General features: G+C 53.2%; 11 protein-coding genes. 6 read left to right on the top strand and 5 right to left on the bottom strand.

Features of this window, described 5'->3' with window-relative positions:
* The first annotated feature begins 115 nt into the window (after nucleotides 1-115).
* The 4 genes from dmsA (at nucleotide 116) to KGA69_RS22165 (ending at nucleotide 5,469) form a co-directional block, all read left to right on the top strand.
* Nucleotides 116-2,554 (top strand): dimethylsulfoxide reductase subunit A, encoded by a 2,439-nt coding sequence (gene dmsA, locus KGA69_RS22180; RefSeq protein WP_015367483.1) that lies wholly within the window; start codon nucleotides 116-118, stop codon nucleotides 2,552-2,554.
* 10 nt (nucleotides 2,555-2,564) lie between these two features.
* Nucleotides 2,565-3,182, top strand: a complete 618-nt coding sequence (locus KGA69_RS22175) for a DMSO/selenate family reductase complex B subunit (protein ID WP_032711291.1) — start codon at nucleotides 2,565-2,567, stop codon at nucleotides 3,180-3,182.
* A 1-nt stretch (nucleotide 3,183) separates the two neighbouring features.
* The gene (locus tag KGA69_RS22170; RefSeq protein WP_047077249.1) at nucleotides 3,184-4,047 is read left to right on the top strand and encodes a dimethyl sulfoxide reductase anchor subunit family protein; all 864 of its coding nucleotides are present in this window, start codon (nucleotides 3,184-3,186) and stop codon (nucleotides 4,045-4,047) included.
* A gap of 273 nt (nucleotides 4,048-4,320) precedes the next feature.
* Nucleotides 4,321-5,469: an MFS transporter gene (locus KGA69_RS22165; RefSeq protein WP_045389472.1), complete on the top strand. Its 1,149-nt coding sequence runs from the start codon at nucleotides 4,321-4,323 to the stop codon at nucleotides 5,467-5,469.
* 156 nt (nucleotides 5,470-5,625) lie between these two features.
* Here the strand turns inward: KGA69_RS22165 and pflA are convergent, their stop codons facing one another.
* From pflA to KGA69_RS22140, 5 genes are all read right to left on the bottom strand, one after another.
* Nucleotides 5,626-6,366: a pyruvate formate lyase 1-activating protein gene (gene pflA, locus KGA69_RS22160; protein WP_015367479.1), complete on the bottom strand. Its 741-nt coding sequence runs from the start codon at nucleotides 6,364-6,366 to the stop codon at nucleotides 5,626-5,628.
* Nucleotides 6,367-6,557: 191 nt separating this feature from the next.
* Nucleotides 6,558-8,840 (bottom strand): formate C-acetyltransferase, encoded by a 2,283-nt coding sequence (gene pflB, locus KGA69_RS22155; protein WP_015367478.1) that lies wholly within the window; start codon nucleotides 8,838-8,840, stop codon nucleotides 6,558-6,560.
* Nucleotides 8,841-8,891: 51 nt separating this feature from the next.
* Nucleotides 8,892-9,749, bottom strand: a complete 858-nt coding sequence (focA, locus tag KGA69_RS22150) for a formate transporter FocA (protein WP_015367477.1) — start codon at nucleotides 9,747-9,749, stop codon at nucleotides 8,892-8,894.
* A 381-nt stretch (nucleotides 9,750-10,130) separates the two neighbouring features.
* A complete protein-coding gene (ycaO, locus tag KGA69_RS22145; RefSeq protein ID WP_045395749.1) occupies nucleotides 10,131-11,891 on the bottom strand; it encodes a 30S ribosomal protein S12 methylthiotransferase accessory factor YcaO in 1,761 nt (586 codons plus the stop codon).
* Nucleotides 11,892-12,028: 137 nt separating this feature from the next.
* Nucleotides 12,029-12,256, bottom strand: coding sequence for a hypothetical protein (locus KGA69_RS22140; protein ID WP_045395746.1), 228 nt, complete (start codon nucleotides 12,254-12,256; stop codon nucleotides 12,029-12,031).
* 448 nt (nucleotides 12,257-12,704) lie between these two features.
* Here KGA69_RS22140 and serC point away from each other — a divergent pair, with 448 nt between their 5' ends.
* A complete protein-coding gene (gene serC / locus KGA69_RS22135) occupies nucleotides 12,705-13,793 on the top strand; it encodes a 3-phosphoserine/phosphohydroxythreonine transaminase (RefSeq protein ID WP_045395743.1) in 1,089 nt (362 codons plus the stop codon).
* Nucleotides 13,794-13,868: 75 nt separating this feature from the next.
* Complete coding sequence (aroA, locus tag KGA69_RS22130) at nucleotides 13,869-15,152, top strand: 3-phosphoshikimate 1-carboxyvinyltransferase (RefSeq protein WP_045395741.1); 1,284 nt, start codon at nucleotides 13,869-13,871, stop codon at nucleotides 15,150-15,152.
* The last annotated feature ends 178 nt before the right edge of the window (nucleotides 15,153-15,330 follow it).

The raw sequence follows: 15,330 nt of genomic DNA, 5'->3' as shown, positions 1-15,330 counted from the left end.
TAAATCCGGTGATACTCCCTTTGGATTAATACAGCATAAAAAGCCAATAAAATCCGATATATATAAAATTATATAACGATTGTCAGCTTATTGTGAGCAACCAAAGCGAGTATCTATGAAAATCAAAGCCCCCGATGCTTTACTGGCTGCCGAAGTTAGCCGACGTGGTTTAATGAAAACCACGGCGATAGGCGGCCTGGCGATGGCCAGCAACGCATTGACCTTGCCCTTCACGCGTATTGCGCACGCCGCTGATACGCTGGCGCCAGTGAGTGAGAAAGTGGTCTGGAGTGCCTGCACCGTAAACTGCGGCAGCCGCTGTCCGCTGCGCATGCACGTGGTTGATGGTGCGATTAAGTACGTAGAAACCGATAATACCGGCGATGATAACTACGACGGTCTGCATCAGGTTCGCGCCTGTCTGCGAGGCCGCTCTATGCGCCGTCGGGTCTATAACCCTGACCGGCTGAAATATCCGATGAAGCGCGTCGGCAAACGCGGTGAAGGAAAATTCGAACAAATTAGCTGGGAAGAGGCGTTCGACACTATCGCCAGCAATATGCAGCGCCTGATTAAAGATTATGGCAACGAATCTATTTATCTGAACTACGGAACCGGTACGCTCGGCGGGACTCTGACTCGTTCCTGGCCGCCAGGAAAAACGCTGATTGCTCGTCTGATGAACTGCTGCGGCGGCTATCTCAATCATTATGGCGACTATTCATCGGCGCAGATTGCGGCTGGTTTGAATTACACCTATGGCGGTTGGGCCGATGGCAATAGCCCGTCGGATATCGAAAACAGTCAGTTGGTGGTGCTGTTTGGCAATAACCCTGGCGAAACGCGCATGAGCGGCGGCGGGGTGACTTACTACCTTGAACAGGCGCGGCAGAAATCCAATGCCCGCATGATCATTATCGATCCGCGTTATACCGACACCGGCGCCGGGCGTGAAGATGAATGGATCCCGATTCGACCGGGAACCGACGCGGCGCTTATTTCAGCGCTGGCTTGGGTGATGATTACTGAAAATCTGGTCGATCAGCCCTTCCTCGATAAATACTGCGTCGGCTACGACGAGAAAACCCTGCCTGCCGATGCGCCGGCGAATGGACATTATAAAGCTTACATCCTTGGTCAGGGTTCCGACGGTATCGCTAAAACGCCGGAGTGGGCATCCACCATTACCGGGATCCCGCGTGAGCGCATTGTGAAGCTGGCTCGCGAGATAGCGACGGCGAAACCGGCGTATATCAGCCAGGGGTGGGGACCTCAGCGTCACGCCAACGGCGAAATCGCCACCCGCGCCATCTCCATGCTCGCCATTCTGACCGGCAACGTTGGGATCAATGGCGGCAATAGCGGCGCGCGTGAAGGTTCATATAGCCTGCCGTTCGAGCGCATGCCGACGCTGGAAAACCCGGTAGAGACCAGCATCTCTATGTTTATGTGGACCGACGCGATTGAACGTGGTCCGGAAATGACCGCGCTGCGTGATGGCGTACGCGGCAAAGATAAGCTCGACGTGCCGATCAAGATGATCTGGAACTACGCGGGGAACTGCCTTATCAACCAGCACTCCGAGATCAACCGCACCCACGAAATCCTGCAGGACGATAAGAAGTGCGAAATGATCGTGGTCATCGACTGCCACATGACGTCGTCTGCGAAATACGCCGATATTCTGCTGCCGGACTGTACCGCCTCTGAGCAGATGGACTTCGCGCTGGACGCCTCCTGCGGCAATATGTCCTATGTCATCTTTGCCGACCAGGCAATCAAACCGCGTTTCGAATGCAAAACCATCTATGAGATGACCACCGAGTTGGCGAAACGCATGGGGGTGGCGGAGAAATTTACCGAAGGCCGGACTCAGGAAGGCTGGATGCGCTATTTGTATGAGCAGTCGCGTAAAGCGATTCCCGAACTGCCGGATTTCGATACTTTCCGCCAGCAGGGCATCTTCAAGCAGCGTGACCCGCAAGGTCATCATGTGGCGTATAAAGCCTTCCGTGACGATCCGCAGGCCAACCCGCTGACCACGCCATCGGGCAAAATCGAAATCTATTCCCAGGAGCTCGCTAAAATCGCTGCGACCTGGGAGCTGCCGGAAGGCGATGTCATCGATCCGCTGCCGATCTACACTCCTGGGTTTGAAAATTACAATGATCCGTTGACTGCTAAATATCCGTTACAGCTGACGGGATTCCACTACAAGTCTCGCGTCCACTCAACTTATGGCAACGTTGATGTCCTGCAGGCAGCCTGCCGTCAGGAAATGTGGATCAATCCGATCGATGCGAAGACGCGCGGCATCGTCAATGGCGATCGCATTCGTATTTTCAACGACCGCGGCGAAGTCCATATCGAAGCGAAAGTGACGCCACGTATGATGCCGGGCGTCGTCGCGCTGGGCGAGGGCGCCTGGTATAACCCGGACGCCTCACGCGTGGATCAGGCCGGCAGCATTAACGTGCTGACCACCCAGCGTCCGTCGCCGTTGGCGAAAGGCAACCCATCGCATACCAACCTCGTCCAGGTTGAAAAGCTGTAAGGAGTAACCGATGACAACTCAGTATGGATTTTTTATCGATTCCGCCCGTTGCACCGGTTGCAAAACCTGCGAGCTGGCCTGTAAAGACTACAAGAACCTGACGCCGGACGTCAGCTTCCGTCGTATCTATGAGTATGCCGGCGGCGACTGGCAGGAGGACAACGGTGTCTGGAATCAGAACGTTTTTGCCTACTACCTTTCCATCGCCTGTAACCACTGCGAAGACCCGGCGTGCACCAAGGTCTGCCCGAGCGGAGCGATGCACAAGCGCGAAGATGGTTTTGTGGTGGTCAATGAAGAGGTGTGCATCGGCTGTCGCTACTGCCATATGGCCTGCCCGTATGGCGCGCCGCAGTACAACGCCGCTAAAGGGCATATGACCAAATGCGATGGCTGTCACGAGCGTGTGGCACAAGGCAAGAAACCGATTTGCGTCGAGTCCTGCCCGCTGCGGGCGCTGGACTTCGGGCCGATTGCCGAACTGCGTGAAAAGCACGGCCAACTGGCCGCCGTGGCGCCGCTGCCGTCGGCGCACTTCACCAGGCCGAACATTGTGATAAAACCAAACGCCAACAGCCGTCCGTGCGGCGATACCACCGGCTATCTGGCCAATCCGAAGGAGGTCTAAAATGGGAAATGGATGGCATGAATGGCCGCTGATGATTTTCACGGTCTTCGGTCAATGCGTCGCCGGGGGCTTTATCGTTCTCGCGCTGGCGTTGATGAAGGGCGAACTTTCGCGCGAGCAGCAGCGGCGGGTGATAATGAGCATGTTTGGGCTGTGGGTGTTAATGGGGATCGGTTTTATCGCCTCCACCATGCACCTTGGTTCGCCAATGCGCGCGTTTAATTCGCTGAACCGCGTTGGCGCATCCTCGTTAAGCAATGAAATAGCCAGCGGCGCGCTTTTCTTCGCCGTCGGCGGGATTGGCTGGCTGCTGGCGGTGGTAAATAAACTTCCGTCTGGGCTGCGTAATCTGTGGCTGGCCGTCACCATGATCCTCGGCGTCATCTTTGTCTGGATGATGATCCGCGTATATAACACTATCGATACCGTACCCACCTGGTACACCATCTGGACACCGCTCAACTTCTTCCTGACCCTGTTTATCGGCGGGCCGCTGTTGGGTTACCTGCTGCTGCGTGTCGCGGGTGTGGACGGTTGGGCGATGCGTTTATTGCCAGTGATCATGCTGGTGGCGTTGGTGATTAGCGTGACCGTCGCGCTGATTCAGGGCAGCGAGTTGGCGACGATCCATAGTTCAATCCAACAGGCCTCGGCGCTGGTGCCGAATTATGGTTCCTTAATGGCATGGCGGACGGTCGCGTTAGTTCTGGCGTTGGTCTGCTGGATTGTACCGCAGCTTAAAGGTTATCAACCCGCATTGCCGCTGCTGGGGTTGGCGTTTGTGCTGGTGCTGGTCGGCGAGATGATTGGCCGCGGCGTATTCTATGGTCTGCATATGACCGTCGGTATGGCTATCGCCAGTTAATAACGTGAAATCACGCCGGAAGCCTATTCCGGCGTGATTAAAAAATGCGGTTGATTCATGAAATTTTTCTACTGATATTCCCACTATAGTTTTCCAATAAATTAATAAAAACAATGGAATAATATAAAGAATAATTCCGTTGCCGTTCCGCTGGATAAAAAACTTCTATCGTTGCCCTGAAAACCGCGTCAGGCCTGAATTCTGGCGGATTGACAATGTTTACAGCAGTGGCATGATGCGCACGAAATCTGAACTTCCTCACGGTTAATACCCATGACCATCTACACTCGCCCAGTGCAAATGTTGCTCTGTGGCCTGCTTCTGTTGACGCTGGCAATCGCGGTTTTAAATACGCTTGTCCCGCTCTGGCTCGCCCATGAAAATATGCCAACCTGGCAGGTTGGGATGGTCGGCTCCTCTTATTTTACCGGCAATCTGGTGGGCACGTTATTTGCCGGTTGGGTCATTAAACGTCTGGGGTTTAACCGTAGCTATTACCTGGCGTCATTAATTTTTGCCGTTGGCTGCGTTGGCCTGGGTATTACTCTCGGCTTCTGGACATGGCTGAGCTGGCGTTTTATTGCCGGGGTGGGCTGCGCGATGATCTGGGTGGTGGTGGAAAGCGCCCTGGTGTGCAGCGGTACCTCCCGCAGCCGCGGTCGACTGCTGGCGGCATACATGATGGTCTATTACGTCGGTACCGTGTTGGGTCAACTGATGGTCAGCAAATTACCGACCGATTTAATGAGCGTGCTGCCGTGGGTTACCGGTCTGGCGCTGGCGGCAATATTGCCGCTGCTGTTTACGCGTATTATGAGCCAGGCGGACGAACCGCATGAAACGGTACGTATCTGGCCGATGCTGAAACTGCGTCAGGCGCGCCACGGTGTGAATGGCTGCATTATCTCCGGTATCGTGCTTGGTTCACTATACGGCCTGATGCCGCTGTGGCTGAACCACCAGGGCGTCAGCGATTCCGGTATTGGTTTCTGGATGGCGGTGATGGTTAGCGCAGGCATTCTCGGGCAGTGGCCGGTCGGGCGTCTGGCTGACCGCTATGGCCGCCTGCTGGTGCTGCGCGTACAGGTCTTTGTGGTGATTCTGGGCTGTCTGGCGATGCTGAGCCAGGCGGCAATGGCGCCAGCGCTTTTTGTGCTCGGCGCATCCGGTTTTACTCTGTATCCGGTGGCGATGGCCTGGGCCTGCGAGAAGGTTGAACACCATCAACTGGTAGCGATGAACCAGGCGTTGCTGATGAGTTATACCATCGGCAGCCTGCTGGGGCCGACCCTGACGGCAATGCTGATGCAGAACTTCTCTGATAACCTACTGTTTATTATGATCGCCAGCGTATCGTTTATTTACCTGCTGACGCTGCTGCGCAAAGCCGGGCATCATCCGACGCCGGTGGCACACGCGTAAACATTCTGGCGCGCGGCGAAGGCCGCGCGTAGTCCGTTTATGAAATGAATGTTCCTGTGGGCAGACGGTATTGCGTTCATAGTGTGCCGTTATCGACGGGATTGGTTCTATTATAGTTGCGGGCCGTCGTGAGAGCACCTCCGGCCCGCTGTCGGTTTAGTACATCACCTTATGACCATACTGCTCAAGGATACCCTTCACCCGCTCCATGGTCTCTTTCTTCGGCGGATGTACGCCGTCAAGCTTGTACTCTTCGCCCATCGCGACCCATTTGTGTTTACCTAGCTCGTGGTAGGGCAGGAGTTCGATTTTCTCGACGTTGCCCATATCGCGGGTAAATTCACCCAGACGATGCGCGGAATCGTCATCATCAGACCAGCCGGGAACCACGACGTAGCGGATCCACACGTTAATCCCTTTCTTCGACAGATACTGGGCGAACTCCAGCGTACGATGGTTAGAAACGCCGACCAGGTTCTGGTGGATTTCATCGTTCATCTGCTTAAGGTCAAGCATCACCAGATCGGTGACTTCCAGCAGTTCGTCAATCACCGGATCGTAGCGACGTACGAAGCCGTTGGTATCCAGACAGGTGTGGATACCTTCTTTTTTACAGGCGCGGAACCAGTCGCGGACAAATTCCGCCTGCAGGATCGCCTCGCCGCCGGAGGCGGTGACGCCGCCGCCGGAAGCATTCATAAAGTGGCGATAGGTCACCACTTCTTTCATCAATTCTTCAACGGTGATTTCTTTACCGCCATGGGTATCCCAGGTGTCGCGGTTATGGCAGTAAAGGCAGCGCATCAGGCAGCCCTGGAAGAAGGTAATAAAGCGGATACCTGGGCCATCGACGGTGCCACAGGATTCAAAGGAGTGAATACGACCAATAGTTGACATTGCGGTGATATCTCCGGATTCGGCCCTCCAGGGCCTATGATGCACAGCTCAAACCGGCTGTGTTAAGTCTGTTTTGACAGGTACCCAAAGTATAGATAACTGGCAAAGCAGGCTGGGGCAGGGAATCACTTGTTAAAAAGGCCCCACTGATGTGGGGCCTTTATTGTACGCTTTTTCAGTCAGACAGGGAATTACATGGTCTGAGTGAAGGTACGGGTAATAACGTCCTGCTGCTGTTCTTTAGTCAGGGAGTTAAAACGTACCGCGTAGCCAGATACGCGAATGGTCAGCTGCGGATATTTTTCCGGGTTTTCCATCGCGTCGAGCAGCATTTCGCGGTTCATGACGTTCACGTTCAGGTGCTGACCACCTTCGATGGACGCTTCGTGGTGGAAGTAACCATCCATCAGACCAGCCAGGTTAGTCTTACGAACTTCGTCATCTTTACCCAGCGCGTTCGGTACGATAGAGAAGGTGTAAGAGATACCATCTTTAGCGTAAGCAAACGGCAGTTTAGCAACGGAGGTCAGAGAAGCAACAGCACCTTTCTGGTCGCGGCCGTGCATCGGGTTAGCACCTGGTCCGAACGGCGCGCCAGCGCGACGACCGTCTGGGGTGTTACCGGTTTTCTTACCATACACGACGTTAGAAGTGATGGTCAGAACAGACTGAGTCGGGATAGCGTTGCGGTAGGTATGCAGTTTCTGAATTTTCTTCATGAAACGTTCAACCAGGTCAACGGCCATGTCATCGACGCGAGCATCGTTGTTACCAAACTGCGGATATTCGCCTTCGATTTCGAAGTCAACAGCCAGACCGTCTTCGTCACGAATCGGTTTAACTTTCGCATATTTGATAGCAGACAGGGAGTCAGCAGCAACGGACAGACCTGCGATACCACACGCCATGGTGCGGATAACGTCACGGTCGTGCAGCGCCATCAGAGAGGCTTCGTAGCTGTACTTGTCGTGCATGTAATGAATGATGTTCAGCGCGGTGACGTACTGTTTAGCCAGCCAGTCCATGAAGTGATCCATGCGCTCCATAACTTCGTCGAAGTTCAGGACGTCGCCTTTGATCGGTTCAGATTTCGGACCAACCTGCATTTTCAGTTTTTCATCAACGCCGCCGTTGATAGCATACAGCATGGTTTTCGCGAGGTTAGCGCGAGCGCCGAAGAACTGCATTTGTTTACCAACAATCATCGGGCTTACGCAGCATGCGATAGCGTAATCGTCGTTGTTGAAGTCCGGGCGCATCAGGTCATCGTTCTCGTACTGCAGAGAAGAGGTATCGATGGATACTTTAGCGGCGAATTTCTTAAAGCTCAGCGGCAGTTTTTCAGACCACAGGATGGTGATGTTCGGCTCCGGAGACGGCCCCATGGTGTACAGGGTGTTCAGGAAGCGGAAGCTGTTTTTGGTTACCAGAGTACGGCCGTCAACGCCCATACCACCGATAGATTCCGTTGCCCAAATCGGGTCGCCGGAGAACAGTTCATCATATTCCGGGGTACGCAGGAAGCGAACCATACGCAGTTTCATGACCAGGTGGTCAACCATTTCCTGCGCGTCTTGCTCGGTGATTTTACCCGCCTGCAGGTCACGTTCGATGTAGATATCCAGGAAGCTGGAAGTACGACCGAAGGACATTGCCGCGCCGTTCTGAGATTTAACGGCGGCCAGGTAACCGAAGTAGGTCCACTGAATAGCTTCCTGAGCGGTAGTCGCCGGACCGGAGATGTCGTAGCCATATTTAGCCGCCATCTCTTTGATCTGACCCAGCGCGCGATGCTGTTCAGCAATTTCTTCACGCAGACGGATGGTTGCTTCCAGATCTTCGCCACTTTCCAGTTTCGCCTGCAGCGAGTTGAACTGGGCGAATTTGTCTTTCATCAGGAAGTCGATACCGTACAGCGCAACGCGACGATAGTCACCGATGATACGACCACGGCCGTAAGCATCCGGCAGACCGGTCAGTACGCCGGATTTACGGCAGCGCAGGATGTCCGGGGTATATACGTCGAAAACGCCCTGGTTGTGAGTTTTACGGTACTCGGTGAAGATTTTTTTCAGCATCGGGTCCAGTTCGCGATTGTACGCTTTGCAGGAACCTTCAACCATTTTGATACCGCCGAACGGGATAATCGCACGTTTCAGCGGGGCTTCAGTTTGCAGACCAACGATTTTCTCGAGCGCTTTCTCGATGTAGCCCGCGTCGTGAGAAGTGATGGTGGATGCGAGGGAAGTGTCGAAATCAACAGGCGCGTGAGTGCGGTTTTCCTGTTTAACGCCTTCCATTACGCTGTCCCACAGCTTGGTGGTCGCATCAGTTGCGCCAGCCAGGAAGGATTCGTCACCTTCATATGGGGTGTAGTTTTTCTGGATAAAGTCACGTACGTTGACTTCGTTCTGCCAGTCACCTTTCGCAAAACCTTCCCAGGCTGTGGCTAACTTTTCATTAAGCTCGGACATGTAACACCTACCTTCTTAAGTGGATTTTTTATTTACTGCCTGAGACAACCATTAATGATGATCGTCGCCACGCAGGTAAATGACCCAGTATGTCAACCCAACCAACAAACCACCGCCGATGATGTTTCCGATAGTGACTGGAATCAGGTTATCAGTGATGAAGTTCATAACGGTTAAGTGAGAAAAACTCTCCGGAGTTGAACCGATAGCGGTCCAGAATTCCGGGCTTGCAAAGTTGCGAATTACGATACCCATCGGGATCATAAACATATTAGCGATGCTGTGTTCAAAGCCGCTGGCGACAAACATCGCAACCGGCAACACCATGATCATCGCTTTGTCCATCAGGCTGCGGCCGGAGTAACTCATCCAGACAGCCAGACACACCATCAGGTTCGCCAGGATACCCAGGCAGACGGCTTCAATAAACGTGTGGTGCATTTTGTGGTCTGCAGTTTGCAGAACATTTAAGCCCCAGCCGCCGTTGGCAGTCATATATTCGCCTGATAACCACATTAACAGTACAAACAGCAGCGCGCCGATCAGGTTTCCAACATAGACGTTAAGCCAGTTTTTTGCCAGCTGACCCCAGGTAATACGCCCGCTGGCTTTCGCCACGACGATCAGTACGGTCGAGGTGAAAAGGTCAGCACCGCAGATGACGCAAAGAATCAGACCTAGTGAGAAGCATACCCCGCCGATAAGTTTGGCAATCCCGAAAGGCATTGCGGCAGTACCGGTGGTCGCCGTGATATAAAACACAAAAGCGATGGAGATGAAGACACCTGCGGTAATCGCCAGATAAAACGTCTTCAGCGGATGTTTTGTCGCTTTATAGACACCTGCTTCTTCGGCGACTTTCGCCATCGCGGCAGGGAGTAAAAGATCAAAAGGGTTGTCAGCTTTCACACTAACTCTCTCTTTATATAAGTTGGCGGTGTGATACTAACAAAGCATTATAGAAGGGAATTTGATGTAGATCATATCCTACCGGAGTCATAGGCCCATTTTGCGTGTGGAATTAGCCTGTTGTGGCTTTATCTTTTTGATTTTTAATGAAAAACTAAATTTTAATATTTGCAAATAATGTTGAAAATTTCCATGAGTGACCATTGTTTACGGTTAATTAAAATGGAGTATTTTTATTAAAATTAACAATCTAAATATCATCAATGTTTGGATTTTACTTATAGTTAACTTTGCACCTACAAAATGGCGTGGTTTTGGAGCAAATCATAAAAAAACGGAGCCGCTGGCGGCCCCGTAACGTTATGGTTTACCCCTAATGGGTTATTTGGCCCAGAAGGCCGCTTTTGCCCGCTGCAGCTTTTCGTAGGCCTTCAGTAAAGACTGATGTGCCGGGAAAGCGCGCAGATCGTTATCGACCGCCTGAAGGCCATAGAATGGCGCCTCTCCGCTCAGGGCGGCGCTAGCGGCTTCCACAGCATCCGCGCCATACATACGGATGAAGGCATTCAGGTACTGCAGCGGCTGGCGCTCTTCTTCCTGGCTAAGCAACAGCAGCGTTTGCAGGCAGCGATAATAGTTGGCGCGCTCAGGGCTGAAGATGGAGGCATTGAATTCCATGGTCCACTCTGTCCAAATCAACGCCTGTTCAAGGTCGCCGCCGGCCAAGGCCAGCATCGCTTTCAGCTCGCCGATACGCAGGGTATACCAGCCATTGTCTTTGCCGGTTGCCAGGCCTAATAGTTCGCGGACGCGCGTGAAATCATCAAGTCCTTCATCGTCCATTTGCTCGATGAGCGCCAGATAATCTTCTTTTTCCCACTCGCTACCCGGCAGGGAGAGAATAGTGTCGCGCAGGTGTGCGCCCATGCTGTTATTAGCGAGCCACAGGTCTTCCGCCGGATAAATATCGGACATCCCCGGAACGATGATCCGGCAGGCGTAGACGCTCAGATGTTCGTAGTCGGCGATATAGACTTCTTTATCTTCGGCTTTGAAGATAGCCATCAGGGTGGCGAACTCTTCTTCAGTGGTGCCGGAGAAATTCCAGTCAACGAACGGATAGTCGGCATCCTGTTTAAACATATCCCAGGAGATCAGGCCGCTGGAATCAATGAAGTGAGTTTCCAGGTTGGCGTGCTCGGCAACTTCTTCGTCATCAAAGGTCGGAGGGGTAAAAACGTCGAGATCTTTCAGACTGCGGCCTTGTAGCAGTTCGGTAACAGTACGCTCCAGCGCCACGCCGAAATCCGGATGGGCGCCGAAAGAGGCGAAGCAGGTGCCGTTAGCCGGGTTAAACAGGACTACGCAGATAACCGGATATTTACCACCAAGAGAGCCATCGTAGGCGAAGATCGGGAAACCTTCGGCTTCCAGTTTGGCGATAGATTCAACGACGCCCGGATAGCGCGCCATGACTTCAGCCGGGATCTCCGGCAGGCTGATGCTCTCTGCGATGATACGGTTTTTGATATGACGCTCAAAGACTTCAGACAAGCCCTGCACGCGCGCTTCATTCGGGGTATTACCCGCTGACATGCCGTTGGAAACGTACAAGTTGCCGACAATGTTCATCGGAATATAGACGGTTTCGCCGTCTGATTGACGGGTAAACGGCAGGCCGCAGACGCCGCGCTCGTCGTTGCCGGATTGCAGATCCACGAGCATGCTGGCGGTCAGTTGATCGTCCGGATCGTAAAAGGCGCGCAGGCGGGCATCCAGCAGGCCTTCCGGTACTTCATCATCTTCCGTCAGCGGGAACCACTTTTCGTTCGGATAATGAACGAAGGGACCGTTGGCGATGGTATCGCCTAACCAGAAGTCCGCGAAGAAGTAGTTGGTAGACAGACGTTCGAAATATTCGCCCAGCGCGGAAGCCAGCGCCGCCTTTTTAGTTGCGCCTTTACCATTGGTAAAGCACAGCGCGCACTCTTTATCGCGAATGTGAACGGACCACACGTGTGGTACCGGATTCAGCCACGAGGCCTCTTCGATATCAAATCCGAGGTCGAGCAGTTTCTGCTGGAAGCGAGCGATGGAATCTTCCAGGGCGGCATCTTTGCCGGGGATAAATGTCTGGGTCATAGCAATTCGTTTATTGTTGGCAGGATGCGCAATGATACGGGTTTTACCGGTAAGTGGCTATGTCGTTAGCCGCGGCAATGCATAAAAAGAGAAGAGCGGTAAATGGCATGCGGAGAAACTCCACATGCCGTAGCAAGTTACAGAATCGGCGTACAAATGCTAACGATCATTGCCGCGCCGGCAAGACTGGTACCGACGATGCCTGCCGCCATTACCGCGAAGCCTGCGCCCAGCGTAAAGGGCCCGGTTATCGCTCCGATGACAATCGTCGGAATGCTGACCAGTAAACCAACTGCCGCAGGAATGGACAACAGGCCAAAGCCGCCGCTCACATCAGACATTTCGTTATAGGTTAATTCACGCATAAATATTCCTTTAAAAGTGATTAATACCAGTCTTCATCGGCTGGTTCGAAAATTTTAATGATCTGGAAATACGACGGTAAATGACGGTGCTCTCGCGGAAACATAATTCATGAAGAATTAAGATAATATTCAAGTATTAAATGAGTTGACGGGGGGAGCTACGGCGAGATCGTTTCCTGTGAACGTAGATGATAATTATTTATGCCGTCAGTCCAAATCCGGAATGGACGGCGGAAGAGGGAGGAAAAAGCGATCTGCTCGCAGCGATTATGTCGGTTTAATGACGTCAAGCTGGTTGATTCTTTTGTGTGACGGTGGCCTCGTTTGTGGGCCGCTTAGTTTTACTCGTTGCGGTGTGTGTCACTGAATGATAAAACCGATAGCCACAGGAATAACTTATGCCCGCGACGGTTCGCGTGCAGACAATATAGCAACGTGGTGAGGGGAAATGGCTCAGGTCTATAACTTTAGTTCGGGCCCGGCAATGCTGCCGGCAGAAGTTCTCAAACTGGCGCAACAGGAACTGTGCGACTGGCACGGTCTGGGTACGTCGGTAATGGAAATCAGCCACCGTGGTAAGGAGTTTATCCAGGTGGCTGAAACGGCAGAACAGGATTTCCGCGATCTGCTTAATATCCCTTCCAACTATAAAGTGTTGTTCTGTCATGGTGGCGGTCGCGGACAGTTTGCCGGGATCCCGTTAAATCTGCTGGGTGATAAAACGACAGCAGATTATGTGGACGCCGGTTACTGGGCGGCAAGTGCGGTGAAAGAAGCGCAAAAATACTGCACGCCGAACGTTATCGATGCGAAAACTACCGTTGACGGCCTGCGAGCCGTTAAACCGATGAGCGAATGGCAGTTGACGCCGGGCGCGGCCTATTTGCACTTCTGCCCAAATGAAACCATCGATGGTATCGCTATTCACGAAACGCCGAATTTTGACAAAGATGTCGTCGTCACCGCGGATTACTCCTCCAGTATTTTGTCCCATGAAATCGACGTCAGCCGTTATGGCGTGATTTACGCTGGCGCGCAGAAGAATATCGGCCCGGCAGGGTTGACGCTGGTTATCGTGCGTGAAGACCTGCTGGGTAAAGCCAGCGTCGCCTGCCCATCAATTCTTGATTACACCGTGCTGAATGCCAATGACTCAATGTTTAACACGCCTCCGACCTTCGCCTGGTATCTGGCGGGGCTGGTATTCAAATGGCTGAAAGAGCAGGGCGGCGTGGCCGCGATGGATAAAATCAACCGCCAAAAAGCGGACCTGCTGTATGGCGTGATTGATAACAGTGATTTTTATCGTAACGATGTTGCCGCTGCCAACCGCTCGCGGATGAACGTGCCGTTCCAGCTGGCGGATAGCGCGCTGGACAAACTGTTCCTTGAAGAGTCTTTTGCGGCCGGTTTGCATGCGCTGAAAGGCCACCGCGTGGTGGGCGGTATGCGTGCTTCTATCTACAATGCGATGCCGCTGGCCGGCGTCAAGGCGCTCACCGACTTTATGCAGGACTTCGAACGTCGTCGCGGCTAATTGCTGAGCGCTTTATTTTCATCCCCGCGGCCGGTCTGCGGGGTTTTTATTCTGTTTTTTTGAGAGTCGAGTTTCATGGAATCCCTGACGTTACAACCCATTGCGCGCGTTGATGGCACCGTAAACCTACCCGGGTCAAAAAGTGTCTCTAACCGCGCTTTGCTGCTGGCGGCATTAGCCCACGGCACCACCGTGCTGACCAACTTGCTGGACAGCGATGATGTTCGCCATATGCTCAATGCGCTTAACGCCCTGGGAGTTCACTACACCTTGTCCGCCGATCGCACTCGTTGTGAAGTCACCGGCAACGGCGGTCCGCTTCAGGCCAGCAGCGCGCTGGAGTTGTTTCTCGGTAATGCTGGTACGGCGATGCGTCCGCTGGCGGCGGCGTTGTGCCTCGGCCACAACGATATTGTGCTGACCGGCGAACCGCGAATGAAAGAGCGACCGATAGGCCACCTGGTCGATGCGTTACGCCAGGGGGGCGCGCAAATTGAGTATCTGGAGCAGGAAAACTATCCGCCCCTGCGCCTGCGCGGTGGTTTCAACGGCGGCCAGGTGGAAGTTGATGGCAGCGTCTCCAGCCAGTTCCTTACCGCTTTACTGATGACTGCGCCGCTGGCGCCGCAGGACACGACGATCGCGATTAAAGGCGAGCTGGTATCTAAACCTTATATCGACATCACGCTGCACCTGATGAAAACCTTCGGCGTTAACGTTGAAAACCACAACTATCAGCGCTTTGTCGTACGCGGTGGGCAACAATATCAGTCGCCGGGCGATTATCTGGTGGAAGGGGATGCCTCCTCAGCTTCTTACTTCCTCGCTGCCGGCGCTATTAAGGGCGGTACGGTGAAAGTGACCGGTATTGGCCGCAATAGCGTACAGGGCGATATTCGATTCGCCGACGTGCTGGAAAAAATGGGCGCGACGGTTGTCTGGGGCGACGATTTTATCGCCTGTACACGCGGTGAGTTGAATGCCGTTGATATGGATATGAACCATATTCCGGATGCCGCCATGACCATCGCTACCGCGGCGTTGTTTGCGAAAGGTACCACGGTGCTGCGCAATATTTACAACTGGCGGGTGAAAGAGACCGATCGTCTGTTTGCGATGGCAACTGAACTGCGTAAAGTCGGCGCCGAAGTGGAAGAGGGCGAAGACTATATTCGCATCACGCCGCCTGATACGCTGAAATTTGCTGAAATCGGTACCTACAACGATCACCGCATGGCGATGTGCTTCTCGCTGGTGGCGCTGTCGGCAACGCCGGTCACTATCCTTGACCCGAAATGTACGGCGAAAACGTTCCCGGACTATTTCGAGCAGTTAGCGCGAATTAGTACCTTGGCGTAAATTCTGTCTCGTCCGATAAGGTAAAGCTTTGTCATCTTCCGGGCTGGTATTCCGCCAGCCCGCTATAATTGCGCAATTCTTCTACATTTAATTTCTACTATTCCGTAATTTGCACACAATGCTCACTTTCTGGCGCATTGATGCGTATAATGCGCGGCGTTTATATTCATGCGCCTTG

The organism is Klebsiella sp. A52 (assembly GCF_018388785.1).
GTDB classification, from domain to species: Bacteria; Pseudomonadota; Gammaproteobacteria; order Enterobacterales; family Enterobacteriaceae; genus Klebsiella; species Klebsiella aerogenes.
Note: the sequence above shows the minus strand (reverse complement) of the source record. Positions and strands in the feature narration are given on the sequence as shown.